This is a genomic window from Streptomyces sp. OR43 (assembly GCF_008042275.1).
Classification (GTDB): Bacteria; Actinomycetota; Actinomycetes; order Streptomycetales; family Streptomycetaceae; genus Streptomyces.
Genome location: NZ_RDBK01000025.1, coordinates 332,820 through 356,637, shown reverse-complemented (window position 1 = coordinate 356,637; position 23,818 = coordinate 332,820). Strand labels below are relative to the sequence as shown.

19 protein-coding genes and 1 pseudogene are annotated in these 23,818 nt (G+C 72.4%); 16 read left to right on the top strand and 4 right to left on the bottom strand.

Annotation, left to right across the window (positions count from 1 at the left end):
- Positions 1-73 precede the first annotated feature (73 nt).
- Both EAO72_RS14305 and EAO72_RS14300 read left to right on the top strand, forming a co-directional pair.
- The gene (locus tag EAO72_RS14305; RefSeq protein ID WP_410090306.1) at positions 74-832 is read left to right on the top strand and encodes a class I SAM-dependent methyltransferase; all 759 of its coding nucleotides are present in this window, start codon (positions 74-76) and stop codon (positions 830-832) included.
- Between the two features lie 89 nt (positions 833-921).
- A complete protein-coding gene (locus EAO72_RS14300) occupies positions 922-2,013 on the top strand; it encodes a S1C family serine protease (protein WP_148017668.1) in 1,092 nt (363 codons plus the stop codon).
- 85 nt (positions 2,014-2,098) lie between these two features.
- Here EAO72_RS14300 and EAO72_RS14295 read toward each other — a convergent pair whose 3' ends face one another.
- On the bottom strand, positions 2,099-2,347 hold the full coding sequence (locus EAO72_RS14295; protein WP_148017667.1) for a hypothetical protein: 249 nt from the start codon (positions 2,345-2,347) through the stop codon (positions 2,099-2,101).
- 128 nt (positions 2,348-2,475) lie between these two features.
- On the opposite strand from EAO72_RS14295, the gene EAO72_RS14290 reads away from it, so the two are divergent.
- From EAO72_RS14290 to EAO72_RS14270, 5 genes are all read left to right on the top strand, one after another.
- On the top strand, positions 2,476-3,678 hold the full coding sequence (locus EAO72_RS14290; RefSeq protein ID WP_148017666.1) for a bifunctional adenosylcobinamide kinase/adenosylcobinamide-phosphate guanylyltransferase: 1,203 nt from the start codon (positions 2,476-2,478) through the stop codon (positions 3,676-3,678).
- A 36-nt stretch (positions 3,679-3,714) separates the two neighbouring features.
- Positions 3,715-4,554: a class I SAM-dependent methyltransferase gene (locus tag EAO72_RS14285; RefSeq protein WP_148017665.1), complete on the top strand. Its 840-nt coding sequence runs from the start codon at positions 3,715-3,717 to the stop codon at positions 4,552-4,554.
- Positions 4,555-4,642: 88 nt separating this feature from the next.
- Entirely contained in the window at positions 4,643-5,782 is a 1,140-nt protein-coding gene (locus EAO72_RS14280) for a nicotinate-nucleotide--dimethylbenzimidazole phosphoribosyltransferase (protein WP_148017664.1), read from the top strand.
- 94 nt (positions 5,783-5,876) lie between these two features.
- Positions 5,877-7,682: a phosphatidylglycerol lysyltransferase domain-containing protein gene (locus tag EAO72_RS14275; RefSeq protein WP_187285043.1), complete on the top strand. Its 1,806-nt coding sequence runs from the start codon at positions 5,877-5,879 to the stop codon at positions 7,680-7,682.
- Complete coding sequence (locus EAO72_RS14270) at positions 7,679-8,446, top strand: hypothetical protein (protein WP_148017663.1); 768 nt, start codon at positions 7,679-7,681, stop codon at positions 8,444-8,446. The genes EAO72_RS14275 and EAO72_RS14270 overlap by 4 nt, the downstream gene beginning before the upstream one ends.
- Here the strand turns inward: EAO72_RS14270 and EAO72_RS14265 are convergent.
- Positions 8,347-9,108, bottom strand: a complete 762-nt coding sequence (locus tag EAO72_RS14265) for a hypothetical protein (protein ID WP_148017662.1) — start codon at positions 9,106-9,108, stop codon at positions 8,347-8,349. The genes EAO72_RS14270 and EAO72_RS14265 overlap by 100 nt on opposite strands.
- Before the next feature lie 88 nt (positions 9,109-9,196).
- On the opposite strand from EAO72_RS14265, the gene EAO72_RS14260 reads away from it, so the two are divergent.
- Positions 9,197-9,976: an adenosylcobinamide-GDP ribazoletransferase gene (locus tag EAO72_RS14260; RefSeq protein ID WP_148017661.1), complete on the top strand. Its 780-nt coding sequence runs from the start codon at positions 9,197-9,199 to the stop codon at positions 9,974-9,976.
- Between the two features lie 19 nt (positions 9,977-9,995).
- On the opposite strand, the gene EAO72_RS14255 is transcribed toward EAO72_RS14260, so the two are convergent.
- The gene (locus EAO72_RS14255) at positions 9,996-10,853 is read right to left on the bottom strand and encodes an endo alpha-1,4 polygalactosaminidase (RefSeq protein WP_148017660.1); all 858 of its coding nucleotides are present in this window, start codon (positions 10,851-10,853) and stop codon (positions 9,996-9,998) included.
- A 278-nt stretch (positions 10,854-11,131) separates the two neighbouring features.
- On the opposite strand from EAO72_RS14255, the gene EAO72_RS14250 reads away from it, so the two are divergent.
- From EAO72_RS14250 to EAO72_RS14220, 7 genes and pseudogenes are all read left to right on the top strand, one after another.
- Positions 11,132-12,685 (top strand): leucyl aminopeptidase, encoded by a 1,554-nt coding sequence (locus EAO72_RS14250; RefSeq protein ID WP_148017659.1) that lies wholly within the window; start codon positions 11,132-11,134, stop codon positions 12,683-12,685.
- Positions 12,686-13,013: 328 nt separating this feature from the next.
- A complete protein-coding gene (lpdA, locus tag EAO72_RS14245; RefSeq protein ID WP_148017658.1) occupies positions 13,014-14,402 on the top strand; it encodes a dihydrolipoyl dehydrogenase in 1,389 nt (462 codons plus the stop codon).
- A gap of 60 nt (positions 14,403-14,462) precedes the next feature.
- Positions 14,463-16,074, top strand: a pseudogene (sucB, locus tag EAO72_RS14240) (2-oxoglutarate dehydrogenase, E2 component, dihydrolipoamide succinyltransferase).
- 147 nt (positions 16,075-16,221) lie between these two features.
- Positions 16,222-16,845 carry a GntR family transcriptional regulator gene (locus EAO72_RS14235; RefSeq protein ID WP_148017657.1) on the top strand — a complete coding sequence of 208 codons (624 nt, stop codon included), beginning with the start codon at positions 16,222-16,224 and terminating at the stop codon, positions 16,843-16,845.
- Between the two features lie 549 nt (positions 16,846-17,394).
- Positions 17,395-20,064, top strand: a complete 2,670-nt coding sequence (aceE, locus tag EAO72_RS14230) for a pyruvate dehydrogenase (acetyl-transferring), homodimeric type (protein WP_148017656.1) — start codon at positions 17,395-17,397, stop codon at positions 20,062-20,064.
- Positions 20,065-20,575: 511 nt separating this feature from the next.
- A complete protein-coding gene (locus tag EAO72_RS14225; RefSeq protein ID WP_148017655.1) occupies positions 20,576-21,553 on the top strand; it encodes a helix-turn-helix transcriptional regulator in 978 nt (325 codons plus the stop codon).
- Positions 21,554-21,613: 60 nt separating this feature from the next.
- Complete coding sequence (locus EAO72_RS14220) at positions 21,614-22,135, top strand: DUF4240 domain-containing protein (protein WP_148017654.1); 522 nt, start codon at positions 21,614-21,616, stop codon at positions 22,133-22,135.
- 22 nt (positions 22,136-22,157) lie between these two features.
- Here the strand turns inward: EAO72_RS14220 and EAO72_RS14215 are convergent, their stop codons facing one another.
- Positions 22,158-22,685 (bottom strand): GNAT family N-acetyltransferase, encoded by a 528-nt coding sequence (locus tag EAO72_RS14215; RefSeq protein ID WP_148017653.1) that lies wholly within the window; start codon positions 22,683-22,685, stop codon positions 22,158-22,160.
- A gap of 51 nt (positions 22,686-22,736) precedes the next feature.
- On the opposite strand from EAO72_RS14215, the gene EAO72_RS14210 reads away from it, so the two are divergent.
- A complete protein-coding gene (locus tag EAO72_RS14210) occupies positions 22,737-23,636 on the top strand; it encodes a TIGR01777 family oxidoreductase (RefSeq protein WP_148017652.1) in 900 nt (299 codons plus the stop codon).
- Positions 23,637-23,818 lie beyond the last annotated feature (182 nt).

The window sequence follows — 23,818 nt, the reverse complement described above, 5'->3', positions numbered from 1 at the left end:
CTCCGGTGCGGTCGGCGGCACGTCCGCCGACCGGCCGGGTGATGCGGTCTCCGGGTTCTCCGGGGCCTCGTCGGTGTGGCTGAAGGGGCTCGGCGGACTGCGCAACACCGTGCGCCAGGAGCTGGTCGCCCGACAGCTGGACGAACAGATCGCGGCACGCTTCCCCGTCGGGCAGCGGCTGCGGATCCTCGATGTCGGCATGGGCCAGGGCACCCAGGCGCTTCGCCTGGCCCGGGCCGGCCACACCGTCACGGGCCTCGAATCCGACGCGGACATGCTGCGGGTCGCCCGTGAGGCGCTCAGCGGCGAACCGGCGGGTATCCGTGAGCGGGTCCGGCTCATCGAGGGGAACGGCCAGGACACCGGGGTTCACTTCCTGCCCGGGAGTTTCGACGTGGTGCTCTGCCACGGCGTGCTCATGTACGTCCAGGAACCGGACGCCATGGTGGCCGGTCTGGCCAGGATGCTGGCGCCGGGCGGCCTGCTGTCGCTCCTCGTACGGAACGCCGACGCGCTGGCGATGCGGCCCGGGATCGCCGGGGACTGGGACGCGGCCCTGGCGGCGTTCGACTCGGACCGGTACACCAACCGCCTCGGGCTCTCCGTGCGCGCGGACCGGCTCGACGCCCTCACCGCCACGCTCGCCGGGATCGCGGCACCGCTGCGCGCCTGGTACGGGGTTCGGATCTTCACGGACAACGTGGGCAACGACGTGGAGCTGCCGTCGGCGGCGGAGCTGGAGCGGGTGCTCGCGGCGGAGGACCGGGCGGGACGGACGGATCCGTACCGCGCGGTGGCCGCGCTGCTCCACCTGTGCGGCGTGCGGGGCTGAACCGCCCGGCGGGGCACCTCCCCGGCAGGGGCTCCCCTGCCGGGTGAACCCAACAGGCCGCTAACCGGGTTAAAAGCAATAATCCGGACATGGATGCCTTTCACTCCCGCCGCCGTGTGCGCCGGCTGCTGCTGCCTCTGTCCGCAGGTGTCTGCGCGATCGCACTGGTGAGCGGTTGCTCCGACTCGAATTCCCCGGCCTCGAACGCCGCCGCGACGAAGTCCGGATCGGCCCAGCAGGGCTCGGCCTCGAAGGCCACCGGCGATCTGCAGAGCGAGTACCAGACCGTCATCAACAACGTGCTTCCGTCGGTGGTGCAGATCGACGCCTCCGAAAGTCTGGGCTCGGGCATCGTCTACGACGCCAAGGGCCACATCGTCACCAACGCCCACGTCGTCGGCGAGGAGAAGACCTTCAAGGTCACCGTGGCGAACGGCGAGAAGGTGATGAGCGCCTCGCTGGTGGCCGCCTACCCCGAACAGGACCTGGCCGTCATCAAGCTGGACGACGTCCCGGACGGGCTGAAGCCCGCGAAGTTCGGCGACTCGGAGAAGGTCGAGGTCGGCCAGATCGTGCTGGCCATGGGCTCGCCGCTCGGGCTGTCCAGCAGCGTCACCCAGGGCATCGTCTCCGCCCTCGGCCGGACCGTGAGCGAGAGCCGCGCGGGCGGCGGCACGGGCGCGACCATCGCGAACATGGTGCAGACCTCGGCGGCGATCAACCCGGGCAACAGCGGGGGCGCGCTGGTGAACCTGAACAGCGAGGTCATCGGCATCCCGACGCTGGCGGCGACGGACCCGCAGATGGGTGACAGCGCGGCGCCCGGCATCGGCTTCGCGATCCCCGTCTCGATGGTGAAGACGGTCGCCGACCAGATCATCAAGAGCGGCAAGGTCACCGACTCCGGTCGGGCGGCCCTGAACATCACCGGCCGCACGGTCGTCGACGACAGCTACAAGCCGGCGGGCGTCGCGATCGTCAGTGTCGCGAAGAACGGCGCGGCCCAGAAGGCGGGGCTGCGGGCCGGCGACATCATCACCAAGGTCGGCGACGCGTCCGTCACCACGATCACGTCCCTGTCGGAGGCCCTGGCCTCGGACAAGCCGGGCGAGAAGGTCACCGTGACGTATCAGCGCAACAACGCGGAGAAGACGGCCGAGGTCACGCTCGGCGAGATCTGAGACGACGGAGCCGCAGGCAGCTCCGTCCACCACGGCGCAGTCCGCCGGGCGGGCCCTCAGGGGTCCGCCCGGCGGCCGTCACGGCTCAGGCCTCGCCCGCGGCCGTCCCGCTCTCCTCGGCCTGCTCGGCCTGTTCGGCCCGGAGGCTCATCGGGCCGTAGATCTTCGTCGTGTCGTCGAAGAGCGTCACCTGGTCCGCCCCGCCGTCGAGGAGTTCCTTCCAGTACTCACCGATCCAGGACTCCGCGTCGCCCTGGGTCGTGAATTCCTCCGGCTGCAGGGCCGGCTCCGTCTCCGTACCGTCGGACTTCTCGAACCGCCACGTCCACGCCATGTCCGCCTCCTGGGTCACTTTGTTCCGTCCGCAGCCTAGTGCTTACGACCAGGGCCGGAAGGGGCCCGCGCACGGCAGGTCACCCCCCACGTCGCGCACCCGGTGCGGGGACGCGGGAGGATCGGAGCGTGGAACTGACTCTGCTCGGCACCGGAGCCCCCGACGGGCTGCCGCGGCCCGACTGTCCCTGCGCCGCCTGCGCCACCGCCCGCGGGGCGGGGGCCCGGGCCGCGACCGCCCTGCTGATCGACGACGCACTGCTGCTCGACCTGACCCCCGGGGCGGTGTTCGCCGCCGCCCGCGCGGGGCATTCGCTCACCGGCGTACGGCAGGTCCTGCTCACCCATCCGCACGACGGGCCCGCCGTCGAACTGCCCGCCGGGCTGCCCCCGGCCGGCCGCGTCCCGGACGGACGGGTGCTGACGCTGATCAGCGGGCACCGGGTGCGGGCCGTGCCGATGGACGCGCCCGGCACCGGCTACGAGGTCACCTCGCCGGACGGCGAACGGCTGCTCTACCTGCCGCCGGGCGCCGCACCGGCCGGTCTCGCCGACCGGGCGGCGGAGCCGTACGACCTGGTCGTCGCCGACGTCGTGGGGCGGCCCGACGCCGTGGCCCGGCTGAGGGCGGTCGAGGCGATCGGGCCGGCCACCGAGGTGATCGCCGTCCATCTGGACCATGACGCACCGCCGGGCCCCGAGCTCGACCGCCGGCTCTCCGCGGGCGGTGCCCGGGCCGTGCCGGACGGGACGACGCTGACGGTCGGCGGATACCACGCCGAACCCGGCATCCCGCGGCGCACCCTGATCACCGGCGGCGCGCGGTCCGGGAAGTCGGTCGAGGCCGAACGGCGGCTGGAGACCTACCCCGAGGTCGTGTACGTGGCGACCGGGGGCAGCCGGGAGGGCGACACGGAGTGGGCGGCCCGGATCGGACTGCACCGGGAGCGCAGACCGGCGGCCTGGCGCACCGAGGAGACCTGTGAGCTGGTGGAGCTGCTGGCCTCGGACGGGCCGCCGCTGCTGATCGACTGCCTCGCGCTCTGGCTGACGGACGCGATGGACCGGGTGGACGCCTGGAACGACGCGGCGTGGGCAGGCGGTGGTCGGAGCACGTTGCGCAAGCGCACGGCCGAACTCGTGGCCGCGGTCCGCGGGACGCGGCGGACCGTCGTCGCGGTGACCAACGAGACGGGCTCGGGCGTGGTGCCCGCGACGGCGGCGGGACGGCGTTTCCGTGACGAGCTGGGCCGGCTCAACGCCGAGTTCGCCGACGAGTGCGAGCAGGTACTGCTGGTGGTGGCCGGGCAGGCGCTGACGCTGCGCGGCTGAGCGAGCCGCCACCGAACGGGACAGGAGGAGCGGAACATGGCACGTGTACGGCCGATGCTGGACGGGGTTCCGGAGACCCTGTTGTGGACGCTGCACCACCGGGCGTTCGAGGCGGGCCGCCGCTATCCGGTGCTGGACGACCCGATGGCGCTCCAGCTGCTGGCGGACCTGGACTACCCGTTCGAGGAGCGTTTCGGGGTCCCCGACCCCTTCCACTCGCAGGCTCAGGCGCTGCGCTCACGCTGCTTCGACCTGGCCGTGCAGGAGTACCTCGCCGACCGCCCGGAGGCCACCGTGGTCGCGCTCGGCGACGGCCTGGAGACCGGCTTCTGGCGGGTCGACAACGGCCGGCTGAACTGGCTGAGCGTGGAGCTGCCGGAGGTCGCCACCCTGCGCCGCACCCTGCTGCCGCCCTCGGACCGGCTGCGGACGCTGTCCGGTTCGGCGACGGATCTGTCCTGGCTGGACGAGATCGAGGACCCGGAGGGCCGAGGCGTGGCCGTCACGGCGCAGGGCCTGTTCATGTACCTGCGGCCCGCCGAGGTGCGGGAGATCCTGGCGGCCTGCGCCGAGCGGCTGCCCGGCGGGATCCTCGTCCTGGACTCGATGGCCCGGTGGCTGGCGAGGGGCACGGTGGCGGGCACCTCGAAGGTGGGTGCCATGACGATCCCGCCGATGCGCTGGGCGATGGACCCCGGCGAGCGCGGGAAGCTGCGTAGCGCGCATCCGGGGATCACCGAGGTGCGGGGCCTGCACCTGCCGCGCGGGCGGGGCGCGATGGGTGAGCTGATCCGGATCCAGAACCTGCTCCCCGGACTGCGGACCCTGACGCCCGCGATCACCCAACTCCGGTTCGGGGACCGTACGCCGCACTGAGTGGGGCCGGAATTCGCGGCAGGTACTGTTCGGCGGGGAGCCCGGCTCCCCGGCCCACACCACGTATCGACCCGCGAGGCAGACCCCCGTGAATCTGGACGACTTCTCCGACCTGATCGAACGCCCCGACGGGGGTGTACGGCGCGATGCCGAGGAACGCCGGGAGCGGTTCATCGTGCCGCCGGGTGCCCTCGGCCGCCTCGACGAGCTGGGGGAATGGCTTTCCGCCGCCCAGCAGGCCGTGCCGGTCAGAGCGATCGAGCAGGCCCGTGTGGTGCTGTTCGCCGGTGATCACGGGGTGGCGCGGCTGGGCGTGTCCGGTCGCGCGGCCGGCACCGCGCACGAGCTGGTGCGCGCCACGCTGGACGGGGCGACGCCGCTGGCCGTGCTGGCCCGCCGGTTCTCCGTGCCGGTGCGGATCGTCGACGCCGGGCTGGACTGCGAGCCGGAACTGCTGCCGGAGGCGGTCGTCCGGACCCGGGTGCGGCGCGGCAGCGGCCGGATCGACGTCGAGGACGCGATGACGGTCGAGGAGGCCGAGCGGGCGGTGCGGCTCGGCATGGCGATCGCCGACGAGGAGGCCGACTCGGGCACCGGTCTGGTGGTGCTCGGCGATCTGAGCGTGGGCGGTACGACGGCCGCGGCCACGCTGATCGCGGCGCTGTGCGGCACCGATGCCTCGGTGGTCACCGGGCGCGGCGGTGCGGGCATCGACGATCTGGCCTGGATGCGCAAGTGCGCGGCGGTCCGTGACGCGCTGCGCCGGGCCCGGCCGGTACTGGGCGACCAGCTGGAGCTGCTGGCCAAGGTGGGCGGCGCGGACCTGGCGGCGACGACCGGCTTCCTGCTGCAGTGCGCGGTGCGCCGGCTCCCGGTGATCCTGGACGGGGTGGTCTCCGCGGCGTGCGCGCTGGTCGGGCAGCGGGCCGCGTTCCGGGCGCCGGACTGGTGGCTGGCGGGGCAGTTGAGCGGGGAACCGGCGCAGGCGAAGGCGCTGGACCGGATGGCGCTCAACCCGCTGCTGGACCACGGCGTCATCGTCGGTGAGGGAAGCGGGGCGTTGCTCGCGCTCCCGTTCGTGCAGGCCGCGGCCGCGCTGGCGGCCGAGCTGCCCGAACGTACGCCGGAGACCGACGACGACGCGGACGACGCTGACGACGTGAAGGACGACGAAGAGACGTCCGACGGCGAGACGTCCGGCACGGCGGACTCCCCGGCCGGGGAGTGACGAGCGGCGGCTGACCGACGGGACCGCGGCCGTCCGGCACCGGCCGCAGCGCGGCCCCTTCCATGAAACGCGATGCCCCATATGATCGCTTTTCATGGGAGAGGTCTGCTTGGCCAGTGAGGAATCCGGCCGGACTGCCGTCCGGCCGCGGAGCACCGACCGGTCGCGGCGGGGCGCGGCCTTCGCCATCTGGTACCTGCGCGTCGTGTCGTTCGTCAATTTCCTGAGCGCCGTCTGGGTCACCTTCGGCCAGGACCTCCGGCGCCACAACACCGAGAACTACTTCACGCCCTACCTGCTCACCGCGGGCTTCTCCTCCGGCGTCGTCGCCCTGTTCCTCGCGGTCACGATGCGCCGACGCAAACGGGCCGCGTGGATCGTCAACCTGGTGCTGAGCGGCCTCACTCTGCTGCTCTTCGCCGCGGTGATCGGCTTCCCGGAGGTGCGGCGGTATCCGCAGAACTGGATCTCGCTCGCGCTGACGGCCGCGTTCGTCCTCGCGCTCGCCCTGGGCCGGCGGGAGTTCTACGCGAAGGGCGACCGGTCCAACCCGAAGCTGGCCGCGCTGGTGGCGGTCGGCGGGCTGCTGGTCACCTCGCTGATCGCCGCCGGTCTGGTCACGCTCACCAACACCGCGCCGGACGAGCACCGTTCGACGTTCCTGGACCGCTGGCGCTACGGCGCGCTGCGTCTGGTCTCCGTCGCCGCCGACGACTCCCGCTTCCCCGGCATCACCACGCCGGGCTGGGTGAACGTCGTCATCAACATCCTTTCCACGCTGCTGCTCATCGCCGTCGTGTACGCGGCCTTCCGGGCCCGCCGCGCGGTCGACCCGATCACTGCCGAGGACGAGACGGCGCTGCGCGCCCTGCTGGACAGGCACGGCGAACGGGACTCGCTCGGCTACTTCGCGCTGCGCCGCGAGAAGAGCGTCGTCCGGTCGCCGACCGGGAAGGCCGCCGTCGCCTACCGGGTGGTCGGCGGTGTCTCGCTGGCCTCCGGCGACCCGATCGGCGACCCCGAGGCCTGGCCCGGCGCGATCGGCCCCTGGCTGGCCGAGGCCCGTGAGCACGGCTGGATCCCGGCGGCGATGGGGGTGAGCGAGGAGGGCGGCACGATCTACGCCCGGCACGGCCTCGACGCCCTGGAGCTGGGCGACGAGGCGATCGTGGAGACCGCCGATTTCACCCTGGAGGGGCGGGCGATGCGGACCGTCCGCCAGGCGTACAACCGGGTGAAGCGGGCCGGTTACGAGGTGACGGTGCGCAGGCACGCGGACATCCCCGAGGCCGAGATGGCCGAACTGGTGCGCCGGGCCGACGACTGGCGCGACGGAGCGACCGAACGCGGCTTCTCCATGGCGCTGGGCCGGCTCGGCGACCCGGCCGACGGACAGTGCGTCATGCTCGAATGCCGCGACGCGAGCCCTGCCGAGGGCGGCGGAACCGGTGCGCTGCGCGCCGTACTCAGCTTCGTACCCTGGGGCCCGCACGGCCTCTCGCTGGACCTGATGCGCCGTGACCGGGACGCCGAGAACGGCCTGATGGAGTTCATGGTCATCGAACTCCTGCAACGCGCCGAGAAGATCGGCGTCACCCAGGTCTCGCTGAACTTCGCGATGTTCCGCTCCGTCTTCGAGCGCGGATCACGGCTGGGCGCCGGGCCGGTGCTCAGGCTGTGGCGTTCGCTGCTCAGCTTCTTCTCCCGGTGGTGGCAGATCGAGTCGCTCTACCGCGCCAACGCCAAGTACCGGCCGATCTGGGAACCGCGCTACCTGCTCTTCGAGAAGAGCGCGGACCTGCCGCGCATCGCCGTCGCGGCGGGGCGCGCCGAAGGTTTCCTGGAGGCGCCGGGACTGCCCAAGTGGCTGCACCGTTCCAAGCTCGGACCGCGCGCGTGACAGGGGCGCGAACGCTCGGGCGGGCGGCCCGCCGGGAGTGGGGTCCGCTGTGGGCGGCGTTACGCACGGCGGTCGCCACCGAGCGGCTGCGGGCCGTCCCGATGACCGTGGCCGCGGTCTGTCTGACAGCGCTGCTCCAGGTGGTGCAGAACAGCTCCTGGGGGTACGGGCCGGTGCAGGCGCTCGGGGCGGTGCGGGCCGAGGACCCGCTCCCGGAGGCTCTGCTGCGTACCCCGCTGTCCCTGTTCGTCCCGGCCCTCGACCTGCCGGTCTGGGGGGCGCTGGCACAGGTACTGCTGGTGTTCGGGATCGCCGAGATCTGCCTGGGCCGGCGGCGGACGCTGCTGATCGCGTACGCCGCGACGCTGGCCGGGACGCTGTACGCACGGATCGGCGTCGCGGTCGGCCCCGACGGGTTCCTTGGTCTGCCCGGCTCCGACGCGCAGGTCGTCGACACCGGGCCGTCGGCGGCCGTGGTCGCCCTGGCCGTCTGCGTCTGCTGCGCCTACCGGGCCCGGTTCACCGGCGGGCTGGTGATCGCGGCGATGGTGGCGGAGATCGCGGTGAAGAACAACCTGGCGGGCAAGGAGCACCTGGCGGCCATCGCCGTGGCGCTCGCGCTGTGCGCGGTGCCGGCCCTGCGCGCCCGGCGCAAGGCCCGCCGTCAGGACTTGGGTGAGGGTGCCGGGACGCGGTCGGGTGCGCCGCCGATCAGGTCCTGGAACCTGCGCCGCGGCCCGGCCCAGCGGACGTCGTGGTGGTAGGCGCGCAGCACCGAGCGTGACCGGGCCCGGTGCCGGTTGCGGTAGAACCGCTTGGCCCACATCGAGGTCGGTCTGGCCAGCCGGACCGCCCCGACCAGGGCGACGAACGGAACCAGGGTGCCGAGCACCGCCATCCGCGCCTTGCCCTTGAACAGCGCGATCAGCACGAAGCAGAAGTTGACGACGAGGGTGAGGACGACGCCGAGCCTGCCCTGCTGCTGATCGTCGCTCAGGCCGTCCACGCCGAGCGGGGAGAACCCGCCCAGCACCAGCAGCACCAGGGCCGCGGTGAGGACCACGACCTCCACGCTCTGGCGGCCCTGCTCGCTCCAGTACACGTCGTCCATGTGGAGGATCAGGGCGAACTCGTCCAGCACCAGCCCCGCGCCCACGCCGAAGACGACCGCACAGGCCCCGGCCGCGAAGCCGTGCTTCCCGCTGGCCACCGCGCCGAACCCGCCGACCACGCTCAGCACCACTCCCGGCACGACATGGTGGACGTGGACGCCGCCCGGCGTGATGTTGCCGAAGGGGCCCTTGCCGGCCCGGATCATCCGGGTGATGACCCGGGTGATGGCGAAGGTCAGGACGAAGGCGGCCAGGGCCAGGAGCAGGGGCAGCTTCCCCGGCTCGACGATGTTGCGGTCGAACCAGTGACCCATCCCACCCACTCCCGATAAGTCGCTTCTGCTCCGTTATCTACCGTTCCGGACAATCTATCGGCCGCGCCCACCGATTAGCCTGCGCGCCGTGACCTCCCTGAACAGCCACGGCCTGCGTTTCGCCTTCGGCACCCTCACCGTGCTCCCCGTCCGCGTCAGCCGCTGGGACCGCGAGACCGCCCGGGCCGGGATGCTGTGCGCCCCGCTCGCGGGCCTCGCCGTGGGGGTCCTCGCGGCGGTGCCCGGGACCTTGTTGCTGCTGCTGGGCTCGGGGCCACTGCTCGCCGCGGTCGCCTCGGCCGCTGTCCCGGCGGCCCTCACCCGGGGGCTCCACCTGGACGGTCTCGCGGACACCGCCGACGGTCTGGGCAGCGGCAAGCCGGCCGACGACGCCCTGCGCATCATGAAGCAGTCGGACATTGGGCCGTTCGGTGTGATCACCCTGCTGTTCGTCCTGCTCGCCCAGGTGGCGGTCCTTCAGCAGCTGTACGCGCAGGGCTGGGCGCAGGGCGCGGCGGCGGCCGTCGTGTCCGGTGCCGTCGCCCGGCTCGCGCTCACACTGGCCTCCCGGCGCGGCGTCCCCGCGGCCCGCCCGGAGGGACTGGGCGCCGCGGTCGCCGGCACGGTCCCGGCGGCGGGCGCGGCGGTGACCGCGGTCCTGACCGTGGCGGTCTGCTCGGGTGCCGGTGCGCTGCTGGGCGGGTACGGGGCTCTGCGGTACGCCCTCGCCGCGGTGGCCGCGCTCGCGGTGGCCCAGCTGCTGCTGCGGCACTGTGTGCGGCGCTTCGGCGGGGTGACCGGCGATGTGTTCGGCGCGCTTGCGGAGACGGCGGCGACGGTGACGCTCGTGGGGCTGGCGCTCGGCTGAGAGGCTGCCGGACGCCCCGTCAGGCCTTCGCCGCCGGGCACCGCTCCCGCCAGACGCCGAGCTCGTACTTCTTCAGCAGCGAGCTCAGCCCCAGCCGCCGGGACTGCCCGCAGAACCGCGCCACGGGCAGCTCGTACTCCACGTGGAAGACCGCCTTGCCCGCCTCGATGAACGGGGTGAGCTCCTCGCACTCCTCGTACTGGGCGCACTGTTCGTTGACGGCGAAGTCGAAGTCGCCGACCAGTTCGGGGATCTGGGGCAGGTCGTTCTTCAGGCCGACGGCGAGGTGGTGGCGGTGGGCGATGCGGGCGACGAGCCGGTTGTAGCGCAGCTGGTCGGCGGCGGTCAGCGGGAAGCCGCTCTGATTGCGGTAGCCGTCCATGTTGTCGGGCTCGACCGCGTCGAAGCCCTTCTTCGCGCACATGGAGATCCGGCTCTCCATCAGCGGCTCCAGGACGTCGGTGCGCCGAATGTCGAGCCAGCGCTCCCCCTTCCAGCCGTTGCCCTTGCCGAGGACCGCCGTGGGGAACCTGGCCGCGTCCGGGCGGAAATCCTCCCAGGCGCCCGTCGACAGGTAGCAGATGACCTTGCGCCCCTTGCGGTGCAGCTCGGCCACCTGCGCCGCTTCGTGGTCGAAGCCGTCGATGTCGTACACCGGGGCGTCCACGGACGTGTCCAGCCGGCCGGACAGCTGCCACTGCCAGTCGGTGCCCGGCTCCGGCTGCCAGCGGGCCGCGGCGGACCGGCCGGAGGGGGCCGGCGAGGGGGCGGACCCGGATGCCGAGGTGCAGCCGGCCAGCATCACCAACAGAATCAGTACGGTGGCGGGCAGCGCCTTCGGCCGGCCGGCCGCCCGGGCGGCCATCCGGTCATCCATCGTTCTTCCCCCTGGGTCCATCCGCCGGGTCCGTCCGCTGGACGTCCGCCAACGCCGTGACGGTCACGGTCCGTTCCGCCGGGACGATCTTCCCGGTGCGACAACCGTACGGCCGCCGCGGCGCACTGACGGCCCGCCGCCGTAATCGGGCAGCAAAGGCGCGCGTAGGCTCATTCCCGGCACATCGCGGCGGCGTCTACGATGCGCCGGGCACGGTCGGCCACCCCTCGGCCAGCACAGATCGACAAAGAACTCAACGGAAGCGAGATTTCACCACCGTGACTGCTCTCACTCTCAGCACTGCCGGTGCGGCGACGCTGCGCGCCGACGCGCTCGTCGTCGGCGTCGCCAAGGGCGCCGGCTCCAAGTCCGGGGACCTGGTCCTGGCGCCGGGCGCCGAGGCCGTGGACAAGGCGTTCGGCGGGAAGCTCGCCACCGTCCTGGCGACCCTGGGCGCCTCCGGTGCCGAGGGCGAACTGACCAAGCTCCCCGCACCCGACGGCCTGAAGGTCCCGGTCGTCATCGCGGCCGGACTGGGCCCGGTCCCGGAGAAGGACGGCGCGTACGACGCCGAGGCGCTGCGCCGGGCCGCCGGCTCCGCCGCCCGCTCGCTCGCCGGCTCGAAGAAGGCCGGCTTCGCGCTGCCCATCGCCTCCGTCGAGGACGCCGAGGCCATCGCGGAGGGCGCCCTGCTGGGCGCGTACGCCTTCACCGCCTACCAGGGCGGCGAGAACAAGCTGGCCCCGAAGGGCGCCAAGGCCAACGGCCCGAAGCTGCCGCTCGGCGAGGTCGCCGTCCTCGGCGCCAAGCCGCGTGACAAGGCCTTCAAGGCCGCCGCCGAGCGCGCCGTCGCGCTGGCCGAGGAGATCAACCGCGCCCGCGACCTGGTCAACACCCCGCCGAACGACCTGTACCCCGAGTCCTTCGCCGCCGTGGCCACGGCCGCCGGCAAGGAGCACGGCATCAAGGTGCAGGTCCTCGACGAGAAGGCGCTCGTCAAGGGCGGCTACGGCGGTCTGCTCGGCGTCGGCCAGGGCGCGGCCCGCGGCCCGCGCCTGGTGAAGCTCGCCTACACGCACCCGAAGGCGGAGAAGACCCTGGCCCTGGTGGGCAAGGGCATCACCTACGACTCGGGCGGCATCTCGCTGAAGCCGGCCGGCCACAACGAGACGATGAAGTGCGACATGGCCGGCGCCGCCGCCGTGTTCGCGTCCGTCGTCACGGCCGCCCGACTGGGCCTGCGGGTCAACGTCACCGGCTGGCTGGCGCTGGCCGAGAACATGCCGTCGGGCAACGCCACCCGCCCCGGTGACGTGCTCCACATGTACAGCGGCAAGACCGTCGAGGTCCTCAACACGGACGCCGAGGGCCGGCTCGTCCTGGCCGACGCGCTGACCCGCGCCTCCGAGGAGAACCCGGACGCGATCGTCGACGTGGCGACCCTGACCGGCGCGATGGTGCTGGCCCTGGGCAACCGCACCTTCGGCATCATGGCGAACGACGACGCGTTCCGTACCTCGATCCACGAGATCGCCGAGGAGGTCGGCGAGGCCTCCTGGCCGATGCCGCTCCCGGCCGACCTGCTCAAGGGCATGGACTCCCCGACCGCCGACATCGCCAACATGGGCGAGCGGATGGGCGGCGGCCTGGTGGCCGGTCTGTTCCTGAAGGAGTTCGTGGGCGAGGGCATCGCCTGGGCGCACCTGGACATCGCGGGCCCGGCCTTCCACGAGGGCGCCCCGTACGGCTACACGCCGAAGGGCGGGACCGGGTCCGCGGTCCGCACCCTGGTGAAGCTGGCGGAGCGCACCGCGGCCGGAGACCTCGGCTGAGCGGCAGGCTCTGACGTACGGCCCCGGGCATACGTCCGGGGCCGTACGTGTTGCACCCACGGCGCCGCGGCGACGGCCGGGCGGGTTTCGCTCTCGACGAAATCCGTACGTCCCTACGCAGCGGTAACCCACTGAGACGGACGATCATCCGTCTCAGACACGGGCCCCGCGTCCCGCCCACCGTCAACAAGTGCGAAGATGGGTTCTCGGCAGGACAGGGCCCCCACCACAGGGCCGAATGACAAAAGCGGCCGAACACCAGCCGACCGGCCGGTCACACCCCGATGACGGGGCCCGGCGTACGGCGCACATGCATGGAGGACGTGACGTGGCGAACGACGCCAGCACCGTTTTCGACCTAGTGATCCTCGGCGGTGGTAGCGGCGGTTATGCCGCGGCCCTGCGCGGAGCGCAGCTGGGCCTGGACGTCGCTCTGATCGAGAAGGGCAAGGTCGGCGGCACCTGCCTGCACAACGGCTGTATCCCCACGAAGGCCCTGCTGCACGCCGGTGAGATCGCGGACCAGGCGCGCGAGGCCGACCAGTTCGGTGTCAAGGCCACCTTCGAGGGCATCGACATGGCGGCCGTCCACAAGTACAAGGACGACGTGATCTCGGGCCTGTACAAGGGTCTCCAGGGTCTCATCGCCTCCCGCAAGGTGCACTACATCGAGGGTGAGGGACGGCTCTCCTCCCCCACCTCGGTGGATGTGAACGGCCAGCGCATCCAGGGCCGCCACGTGCTCCTGGCGACCGGCTCCGTGCCGAAGTCGCTCCCGGGCCTGGAGATCGACGGCAACCGCGTCATCTCCTCGGACCACGCGCTGAAGCTGGACCGGGTCCCGAAGTCCGCGATCGTGCTGGGCGGCGGCGTCATCGGCGTCGAGTTCGCCTCGGCGTGGAAGTCCTTCGGCACCGACGTCACCATCGTCGAGGGCCTGAAGCACCTGGTCCCGGTCGAGGACGAGAACAGCTCGAAGCTTCTTGAGCGCGCGTTCCGCAAGCGCGGCATCAAGTTCAACCTCGGCACGTTCTTCCAGGGTGTCGAGTACACCCAGGACGGTGTCCGGGTGACCCTCGCCGACGGCAAGACCTTCGAGGCGGAGCTGCTGCTCGTCGCGATCGGCCGCGGCCCGGTCTCGCAGGGCCTCGGTTACGAGGAGGCGGGCGTCGCGATGGACCGCGGCTACGTCCTCGTCGACGAGTACATGCGGACGAACGTCGAGACGATCTCGGCCGTGGGCGACCTGGCCCCGACCCTTCAGCTGGCACACGTCGGCTTCGCCGAGGGCATCCTCGTCGCGGAGCGGCTGGCCGGCATGAAGACCGTGCCGATCGACTACGACGGTGTCCCGAAGGTGACGTACTGCCACCCCGAGGTCGCCTCCGTGGGCATCACCGAGGCCAAGGCCAAGGAGCTCTACGGCGCGGACAAGGTCGTCGCGCTGAAGTACAACCTCGCGGGCAACGGCAAGAGCAAGATCCTCAAGACCGCGGGCGAGATCAAGCTCGTCCAGGTCAAGGACGGTGCCGTGGTCGGCGTCCACATGGTGGGTGACCGTATGGGCGAGCAGGTCGGCGAAGCCCAGCTGATCTACAACTGGGAGGCGCTGCCGGCCGAGGTCGCGCAGCTCATCCACGCCCACCCGACGCAGAACGAGGCGATGGGCGAGGCCCACCTGGCCCTCGCCGGCAAGCCCCTGCACTCCCACGACTGATCAGTCGACCGGGCGCGACGACCGACCACTTCCGCATTTTCGTTAGGAGCAACTGAAACCATGTCGGTTTCCGTAACCCTTCCGGCGCTCGGCGAGAGCGTCACCGAGGGCACTGTCACCCGCTGGCTGAAGGCCGAGGGCGAGCGCGTCGAGGCCGACGAGCCGCTGCTCGAGGTATCGACCGACAAGGTCGACACCGAGATCCCGGCCCCCGCCTCCGGCATCCTGGCCTCCATCAAGGTCGCCGAGGACGAGACCGRCGAGGTCGGCGCCYAGCTGGCCGTCATCGACGACGGCACCGGCGCCCCGGCACCCGCCGCGGCTCCGGCCGCCGAGCCCGAGGCCGCCCCGGCCCCGGCTCCGGCACCCGCCGCCGAGGCCCCCGCGGCTCCGGCTCCCGCGGCCGAGGCTCCGGCCGCCGCCCCGGCCGGCGGTGCCTCGGGCACCGACGTCACCCTCCCGGCGCTCGGCGAGAGCGTCACCGAGGGCACCGTCACCCGCTGGCTGAAGGAGGTCGGCGAGGAGGTCACGGAGGACGAGCCCCTGCTCGAGGTCTCCACGGACAAGGTCGGCCCCGGCCCCGGCTCCGGCCGCCCCGGCGCCGGCCGCCCCGGCTCCGGCTCCGGCGGCTCCCGCCGCACCTGCCGCTGCTCCGGCCCCGGCCGCTCCGGCGCCCGTCGCCGCAGCCCCGGCTCCGGTCGCCCCGGCCGCTCCGGCTGCCCCGGCCGCGACCTCCGGTGACGACGGCGCGTACGTCACGCCGCTGGTCCGCAAGCTCGCCGCCGAGAACGGCGTCGACCTGGGCGCGGTCAAGGGCACCGGCGTCGGTGGCCGTATCCGCAAGCAGGACGTAGTGGCCGCCGCGGAGGCCACCAAGGCCGCCGCTGCCGCTCCGGCCCCCGCCGCCGCCGCTCCGGCCGCCTCGAAGGCGCCGAAGCTGGAGGCCTCCCCGCTGCGCGGTCAGACGGTCAAGATGACCCGCATGCGCAAGGTCATCGGCGAGAACATGATGAAGGCGCTGCACTCGCAGGCCCAGCTGACCTCGGTCGTCGAGGTCGACGTCACGAAGCTGATGAAGCTGCGCAACAAGGCCAAGGACGCGTTCGCGGCCCGTGAGGGCGTCAAGCTCTCGCCGATGCCGTTCTACGTCAAGGCCGCAGCCCAGGCGCTGAAGGCCCACCCGGTCGTCAACGCCCGGATCAACGAGGACGAAGGCACGATCACGTACTTCGACTCGGAGAACATCGGCATCGCCGTGGACGCCGAGAAGGGTCTGATGACCCCGGTCATCAAGGGTGCGGGCGACCTCAACATCGCCGGTATCTCGAAGAAGACCGCCGAGCTGGCCGGCAAGGCCCGCGGTGGCGGCCTGACGCCGGACGACATGTCCGGTGCCACCTTCACCATCAGCAACACCGGTTCGCGCGGTGCGCTGTTCGACACCGTCATCGTGCCGCCGAACCAGGCAGCCATCCTGGGCATCGGCGCCACCGTCAAGCGTCCCGCGGTCATCGAGACCGAGGAGGGCACCGTCATCGGCGTCCGCGACATGACGTACCTCTCGCTCTCCTACGACCACCGTCTGGTGGACGGCGCGGACGCCGCCCGCTACCTGACCGCGGTCAAGGCGATCCTGGAGGCCGGTGAGTTCGAGGTCGAGCTCGGCCTCTGAGCACCGCAGTTGTAACAAGCCTCACCAGCGGCGCCCCCGTCCGGAACACTCCCGGGCGGGGGCGCCGCCGTATTGTCTAGACACCACCGGTCGCTCCGGCCGCCGAGTTGGTGCAGGCAGCACCGGTTTGCCCCGAAGGAGCCACTCATGACCCCGCCCGTCGTCCACTCGCTGCGCGAACAGATCCGCGAGCACATCGTGGACGGGATCGTCAGCGGGCGCTGGAAGCCGGGTGAGCGGATCGTGGAGCGGCGCATCGCCACCGAGCTGGAGGTCAGCCAGACGCCCGTGCGCGAGGCGCTGCGCGAGCTGGAGACGCTCCGCCTGATCGAGTCGGCGCCCAACAAGGGCGTCCGCGTCCGCAACCTCACCGCGGCCGATCTGGAGGAGAGCTACCCGGTACGGGCCGGCCTGGAGCAGATCGCCGCCGAGCTGGCGGCCCCGGGGCTCGGCGAGGACTGCTCGCTGCTCGCCCCGCACGTGACGGCGCTGTACGAGGCGGACCGGCTGGCCGACGGCGAGGCCCAGGTACGCCACACGGTGGGCTTCCACCGGGAGATGGTCCGGGCGGCCGGCAACGCGGTCCTGCTGCACACCTGGGAGGGACTGGGCATCGAGGTGTTCACGGCGCTCTCGATCCGCTGGCTGGGCACGGTGCAGAAGTCGTACGCCGAGGAGCACGAGGCGCTCATCGAGGCGTTCCTGCGGAAGGACCCGGACATAGGGGTGCTGGTCAAGGCCCACGTACTCGGCTGCGCGCCGCGCGCCTGAGGCCGGGTCCCGCGCGCCTGAGGCCGGGTCCCGCGCGCCTGAAGCAGGGGTTCCGCGCTGCTGAGGCCGGGTCCCGCGCTACGACCCCCCGCTCGGGCCCGCGCTGAAGGCCAGGTCCTGAGACGAGGGCCCGAGGCCAGGTCCCGGGACCGGGGCCCGGGACCATGTCCTGAGACGAGGGCCCGAGACCAGGCTCGGGGCCGAGCCGGAAGCCCCGCGCTGCCGAACCGGGGCGTCCCCCGCCCGAGCCGGAGGCCCGCGCCGGGCATCGTTCATCCCGCGACCTGCGTGCACCACGGTGCGCATGTGTAGCGAGAGGCGCTCGCCTGTGCGGATGAGCGCCCGCTTAGTCCGATAAATCCCGTCACTCCGTGCCCCATTTCACGGCACCCCATGCCACTTTCTTCATATCGAGAAGTTTTGCCTTTCACCCTTTGATCGATCATCGATCGGAGCCTTACAGTTCACTCCGCGGGCCCACCGGCCCCATCGCCCTGTCCTGCCAGTCAGGGACTTCTCCACCCCCCTCCTCACCGGAAGGCGGCGATCATGACCGACCCCGTAGGAAAGCTTCCGAGCGAGCTCGACCAGCTCCCGGACCGCGACCCGGAGGAGACCGCTGAATGGGCGGCCTCCCTGGATGCCGTCACCAAGGCCGCGGGCCCGCACCGTGCCGCGTATCTGATGCGCCGCTCGCTCCAGCACGCCGAGGGCGCCGGTCTCGCGCTGCCCAAGCTGCTGGAGACCGATTACGTCAACTCCATCCCCACCGCCGCGGAGCCCGCCTTCGACGGCGACCTGGAGATGGAATCGCGGATCACCGCGTGGAACCGCTGGAACGCGGCCGCGATGGTCACCCGTGGCTCCCGCTTCGGCGTCGGCGGCCACATCGCGACCTTCGCCTCGGCGGCCTGGCTGTACGAGACCGGCTTCAACCACTTCTTCCGCGGCAAGGAGGGGGACGGCTCCGGCGACCAGCTCTACATCCAGGGCCACGCCTCCCCCGGCATCTACGCCCGCGCCTTCCTCGACGGCCGCCTCAACGAGCAGCAGCTCGACAACTTCCGCCAGGAGGCGGGCGGCGACGGTCTGCCGTCCTACCCGCACCCTCGGCGGCTGCCCTGGCTGTGGGAGTTCCCCACCGTGTCGATGGGCCTCGGCCCGCTCTCGGCGATCTACCAGGCGCGTTTCAACCGTTACCTGGCCAACCGCAACATCAAGGACACGTCGAACTCGCACGTCTGGGCCTTCCTGGGCGACGGCGAGATGGACGAGCCCGAGTCGACCGCCGCCCTCGCCCTCGCGGCGCGTGAGCAGCTCGACAACCTGACCTTCGTCATCAACTGCAACCTGCAGCGCCTCGACGGTCCGGTCCGCGCCAACTTCCGGGTCGTCCAGGAGCTGGAGGGCGCCTTCCGCGGCGCCGGCTGGAACGTCGTCAAGACGCTCTGGGGCACCGCCTGGGACGAGCTCTTCCAGCTCGACACCACGGGTGCGCTGGTGCGCCGGCTCCGTGAGGTCCCGGACGCGCAGTTCCAGACGTACGCCACCCGCGACGTCGCCTACATCCGCCAGCACTTCTTCGGCGCCGAGCCGGCGCTCGCCGAGCTGGCGAAGCTGCTCACCGACGCGAAGATCGCGGAGTGCTTCCACTCCTCGCGCGGCGGCCACGAGGCCCGCAAGGTGTACGCGGCCTACCGGGCGGCGCTGGAGCACAAGGGTGCGCCGACGGTGATCCTGGCGCAGACGGTGAAGGGCTACACGCTCGGCCCGGGCTTCGAGTCGCGCAACGCCAACCACCAGATGAAGAAGCTGGACGGCAAGCAGTTCCGCGCCATGCGCGACCTGCTGGAGCTGCCGATCCCGGACTCGAAGCTGGACGAGGGCCTGGTGCCGTACGGCCACCCGGGCGCCGACTCCCCCGAGGTCCGCTACCTCCAGGAGCGCCGCGCCGCCCTCGGCGGCCCCGCCCCGGCCCGCCGGGTGCACGCGGTGGCGCTGCCGCAGCCCGAGGAGCGCGCGTTCGCCGCGCTGAAGAAGGGTTCCGGCAAGCAGGAACTGGCCACCACGATGGCGTTCGTCCGCCTGGCCAAGGACCTGATGCGGGACAAGGAGACCGGCAAGCGCTGGGTTCCGATCGTCCCCGACGAGGCCCGCACCTTCGGCATGGAGGCGCTGTTCCCGTCGGCCGGCATCTACTCGCCGCTGGGCCAGACGTACGACCCGGTCGACCGAGACCAGCTGATGTACTACAAGGAAGCCAAGGACGGCCAGGTCCTCAACGAGGGCATCACCGAGGCCGGCGCGATGGCCGACTTCATCGCCGCGTCCACGTCGTACGCGACGCACGGCGAGCCGATGATCCCGTTCTACATCTTCTACTCGATGTTCGGCTGGCAGCGCACGGGCGACCAGTTCTGGCAGCTCGGCGACCAGCTCGGCCGCGGCTTCGTGGTCGGCGCCACGGCGGGCCGTACGACGCTGACGGGCGAGGGTCTCCAGCACGCGGACGGCCACTCGCACCTGATCGCGTCCACGAACCCGGCGTCGCTCAACTACGACCCGGCGTTCGCGTACGAGATCGCGGTGATCGTCCAGGACGGTCTGCGCCGGATGTACGGCCCCGACGCCGAGAACGTCTTCTACTACCTGACGGTCTACAACGAGCCGAAGCCGCAGCCCGCGATGCCGGAAGGCATCGAGGAGGGCATCCTCAAGGGCCTCTACCGGTTCAAGGAGGGCACGCCCGCGAAGGCGGACAGCCCGCGCGTGCAGCTGATGGCCTCCGGTACGGCGATCCACTGGGCCCTGGAGGCCCAGGAGCTGCTGGCCGCGGACTGGGGTGTCACGGCCGACGTCTGGTCCGCCACCTCGTGGGGCGAGCTGCGCCGCGACGCGCTGGAGTGCGACGAGGCGCTGCTCCGCGGTGAGCTGCGGGTGCCGTACGTGACCCAGGCGCTGGAAGGCGCACCGGGTCCGGTCCTCGCGGTCAGCGACTGGATGCGCCAGGTGCCGGACCAGATCAGCCAGTGGGTCGAGCAGGACTGGACCTCGCTCGGCACGGACGGCTTCGGCCTCTCCGACACCCGTGACGCGGCCCGCCGCCACTTCGGCGTCGACCCGCAGTCGATCACGGTCGCGGCCCTGGCCCAGCTGGCCCGCCGCGGCGAGGTGCCGGCGTCGGCGGTCAAGGAAGCCCGCGAGCGGTACGGGCTCTGACGGCCCGGAGTACGGGGCGCGGGTCTCTCCCGCGCCCCGTTCTCCGCGTACGTCTCCCGCGCCCGGCACTCCGCATAGGTGTGCCCCGCTCCGGCACCGGCTCTGTCCTCAATCGCCGGACGGGCTTGATGTGCCCCGCCGGAGCGCTGTCGCGTGCCGCACGGCCCTCCCCACGATCACCGGACAGGCCTGATGTGCCCCGCCGGAGCACTCCCGCGTGCCGGCACCGGCTTCGTCCTCATTGGCCGGACGGGCTTGATGTGCCCGCCGGAGCGCTCTCATGTGCGGCTGCTTCTCGGACGACGGCCCGATCCCGGCCGACCTTCGCACCCGGCCCGGGCGCACATTCAAGCCCGTCCGGCGATTGAGGACATCTTTGAGTCCGGCCGGCGCTTGAGGCCACACCCAGCCCGGCCGGCGCTTGAGGCCACACCCAGCCCGGCCGGCGATCGAGGCCGAGGCTCACCGGGTCCGGGGCACACGCGCCCCCTGCCGCGGCCACAATGGCCGCATGCGTGCTGCCCGGCTCATCAGAATGGTGCTGCTCCTGCAGTCCCGCCCCGCCATGACCGCCGCCGAACTCGCCCACGAGCTCCAGGTGTCGGAGCGGACCGTCACCCGGGACGCCCAGGCGCTCTCCGAGGCCGGGATCCCCGTCTACGCGGAGCGGGGCCGTGCGGGCGGGTACCGGCTCGTCGGCGGGTACCGTACCGGCCTCACCGGGCTGGCCCGCGACGAGGCCGAGGCGCTCTTCCTCTCCGGCCTGCCCTCAGCCCTGCGCGAGATGGGTCTGGCCGACGCCGCGTCCGCCGCCCGGCTCAAGGTGTCAGCGGCCCTCCTGCCCTCCCTGCGGGACGCCTCCGCCGGCGCCGCCCGTCGGTTCCATCTGGACGCGCCGGGCTGGTACCAGGAACCCGTCACCCCGGAGCTCCTGCCCGCCGTGGCCGAGGCGGTGTGGGACGACCGGACGCTGCGCGCGCACTACCGGCGGGCCGGCCGGGACACCGAGGTGGAGCGTGAGCTGGCCCCGTACGGCCTCGTCCTCAAGGCCGGGGTCTGGTACCTCTGCGCCCGGGCGGAGGAGGACTTCCGGGTCTACCGGATCGACCGCTTCACGGCCGTGTCCGTGTCCGACACCCGGTTCGTCCGGGACGAGAGCTTCGACCTGTCCGCGTTCTGGGACGAACGCGCGGCCCAGTTCGCCCGGTCGCTCCTGCGGGCCGAGGTGACGCTGCGGCTCTCGGAGGCCGGAGTACGCCGGCTGCCGCACGCCGTGGACCGCGTCGCGGCCCGGGACGCTCTCAAGGAAGCCGGTGCGCCCGGGGCCGACGGGTGGGTCACGGTCACCCTGCCGGTCGAGTCCCTGGACGTCGCGTTCGGTCAGCTGCTGGCCCTGGGACCGGAGTTGGAGGTCCTGGAGCCGGCCACGCTGCGCAGCAGGTTCGCGGCGGCCGCCGAAGCGCTGCACGGGCTCTACGTGAGGCCGTAAGGCTTCATTTCGGCGTCTGGGCGTGCATCGGCCCTCTCGGGGGCAGATGCTGGACCCGTGATGGACGAGACGGAATTCTGGGAGCTCATCGACAGCACCCGCGAGGCCGCCGACGGCGACCCCGAGGACCATGCCGACCTGCTCGTCGAACGGCTGGTGCAGCTCGATCCCGATTCCGTGCTGGACTTCGCGCGGCACTTCGAGGCCCGCTACAACCGTGCGTACCGCTGGGACCTGTGGGCGGCCGCCGCCGTACTGCTCGGCGGGGCCAGCGACGATGCCTTCGACTACTTCCGCTGCTGGCTGATCGGCCAGGGCCGGGAGGTCTTCGAGGGCGCCGTGCACGATCCGGACAGTCTGGCCGAGCTCCTCGACGACTTCGACGACGAGCTCGACGGGGACGCGGAGGAACTGGGATACGCCGCCGACGAGGCGTACGAGCAGCTCACCGGGGTGGTTGCCCCGGATCTCGGGCTGCCGCCGCAGCCGGCCGAGCCGGAGGGCACCCCGTTCGACTTCGAGGACGACGCGCTGCTGGCGGCGCGGCTGCCCGAGCTGTGGCAGCGGTTCGGCGCCGGGTGAGAGGGAGCCGGCCGGGGGCCCGTCACGGGCCGAGCGGCCGGCCCATCATCACGTCGTCCACGTAGCGCCCGCCCAGGAAGAACTCGCCGGGCAGGACACCCTCGACGGTGAACCCCTCCGACGCGTACAGCGCACGGGCGGGCGCGTTGTGTCCCAGCACGCGCAGGGTGATCCGGTTGGCGCCCTGGCGGCGTGCGGCCCCGCACGCGGCGCGTATCAGCGTGCGGCCCAGCCCGTGGCCCCGTGCCCAGGCGGCCACGGCGAGGCCCTGTATCTGCCGGACGTGCGCGTTGCAGGCCAGCGGGGTCGGTGGCACCACGCGTATGTACCCGGCGAGGGCCATCTCGCCCGCCGGGTTCTCCGCCTCGGCCACCAGGATGTCCCGCGGCAGGTGCCGGTCGTCGAAGAACTGTGCGTACGGCGGCTGCGGCCGCGGCGTCACGGCGTGCAGCGTCGACCAGGTACTCCGGTCGAGCTCCGCCAGGGCGGGGCCGTCGTCGGGGACGGCGGGTCGGACGGACGGTGCGGGAGGGGTGAAGGACTCGGCCATGGGCGTCACTGTGACACGCCTCGTCGGCGGCCCATGGGGCAGGATGGTCCCATGACGCACTCCCGTATCGCCGTCACCGGATCGACCGGACTCATCGGAGCGGCGCTGGTGCGCTCGCTGCGGTCCGACGGGCACGAGGTGGTCCGGCTGGTCCGGCGGCCCGCCCGGTCGGGCGACGAGGTGGAGTGGGACCCCAAGCGGGGCTATGTCGACGTGGCTGGTCTGGTGGGCTGCGACGCCGTCGTCCATCTCGCCGGGGCCGGGGTCGGCGACCATCGCTGGACCGAGGCGTACAAGCGGGAGATCCGGGACAGCCGGGTGCTGGGCACCGCCGCGATCGCCGAGGCCGTCGCCTCGCTGGACGTCCCGCCGAAGGTGCTGCTGTCCGGGTCCGCGATCGGCTTCTACGGCGACACCGGCGACCGCTCGGTGGACGAGGGCGCGCCGCCCGGCGACGGGTTCCTGCCGTCCGTGTGCGTGGAGTGGGAGGAAGCCACGGCCGCCGCGGAGGAGGCCGGGGTGCGGACCGTGCACGCGCGCACCGGACTGGTCGTCGCCCGGGAGGGCGGTGCCTGGGGCCGGCTCTTCCCGCTGTTCCGCGCGGGGCTCGGCGGCCGGCTCGGCAACGGCCGACAGTACTGGAGCTTCATCGCGCTGCACGACCACATCGCGGCGCTGCGCCACATCCTGGACAGCCCGGACCTGTCCGGACCGGTCAACCTGACGGGTCCGGCCCCGGTCACCAACGGCGAGGTGACGGCGGCGATGGGCCGGGTACTGCGGCGGCCCACGCTGTTCACCGCTCCCGCGCCGGTGCTGCGCATCGCCCTGGGCGACTTCTCCGGGGATGTGCTGGGCAGTCAGCGGGTGCTGCCGGGACGGCTGCTGGACTCCGGGTTCGCGTTCGCCTTCCCCGGGATCGACGCCGCCATCCGGGCGGCTCTGCGCTGACCCCGCCGCCCAGGAATCGCCCTCCGTCGCTTCGTTCGGACGGACGTGCGACCCCGTGCACCGGTGCCCCGGCCCGCGCGCGACTGCGCGGAATCCCGCCACCCTCCTAGCCTCATGCCGAACTCGCGCATTCCGGGGGCCGGTTGAGGGCAAGAGCCTCCCACCAGTTGCGCCGACTCGGG

Bases quoted from the DNA above. Each gene is read 5' to 3' on its own strand.
- EAO72_RS14215 (WP_148017653.1), bottom strand. From the start codon at position 22,685: ATGGCCGAGTCCTTCACCCCTCCCGCACCGTCCGTCCGACCCGCCGTC.
- EAO72_RS14275 (WP_187285043.1), top strand. From the start codon at position 5,877: ATGGGAGAGGTCTGCTTGGCCAGTGAGGAATCCGGCCGGACTGCCGTC.
- EAO72_RS14225 (WP_148017655.1), top strand. From the start codon at position 20,576: ATGCGTGCTGCCCGGCTCATCAGAATGGTGCTGCTCCTGCAGTCCCGC.
- EAO72_RS14255 (WP_148017660.1), bottom strand. From the start codon at position 10,853: ATGGATGACCGGATGGCCGCCCGGGCGGCCGGCCGGCCGAAGGCGCTG.
- EAO72_RS14300 (WP_148017668.1), top strand. From the start codon at position 922: ATGGATGCCTTTCACTCCCGCCGCCGTGTGCGCCGGCTGCTGCTGCCT.
- EAO72_RS14235 (WP_148017657.1), top strand. From the start codon at position 16,222: ATGACCCCGCCCGTCGTCCACTCGCTGCGCGAACAGATCCGCGAGCAC.
- EAO72_RS14210 (WP_148017652.1), top strand. From the start codon at position 22,737: ATGACGCACTCCCGTATCGCCGTCACCGGATCGACCGGACTCATCGGA.
- EAO72_RS14265 (WP_148017662.1), bottom strand. From the start codon at position 9,108: ATGGGTCACTGGTTCGACCGCAACATCGTCGAGCCGGGGAAGCTGCCC.
- EAO72_RS14220 (WP_148017654.1), top strand. From the start codon at position 21,614: ATGGACGAGACGGAATTCTGGGAGCTCATCGACAGCACCCGCGAGGCC.
- EAO72_RS14285 (WP_148017665.1), top strand. From the start codon at position 3,715: ATGGCACGTGTACGGCCGATGCTGGACGGGGTTCCGGAGACCCTGTTG.
- aceE (WP_148017656.1), top strand. From the start codon at position 17,395: ATGACCGACCCCGTAGGAAAGCTTCCGAGCGAGCTCGACCAGCTCCCG.
- EAO72_RS14295 (WP_148017667.1), bottom strand. From the start codon at position 2,347: ATGGCGTGGACGTGGCGGTTCGAGAAGTCCGACGGTACGGAGACGGAG.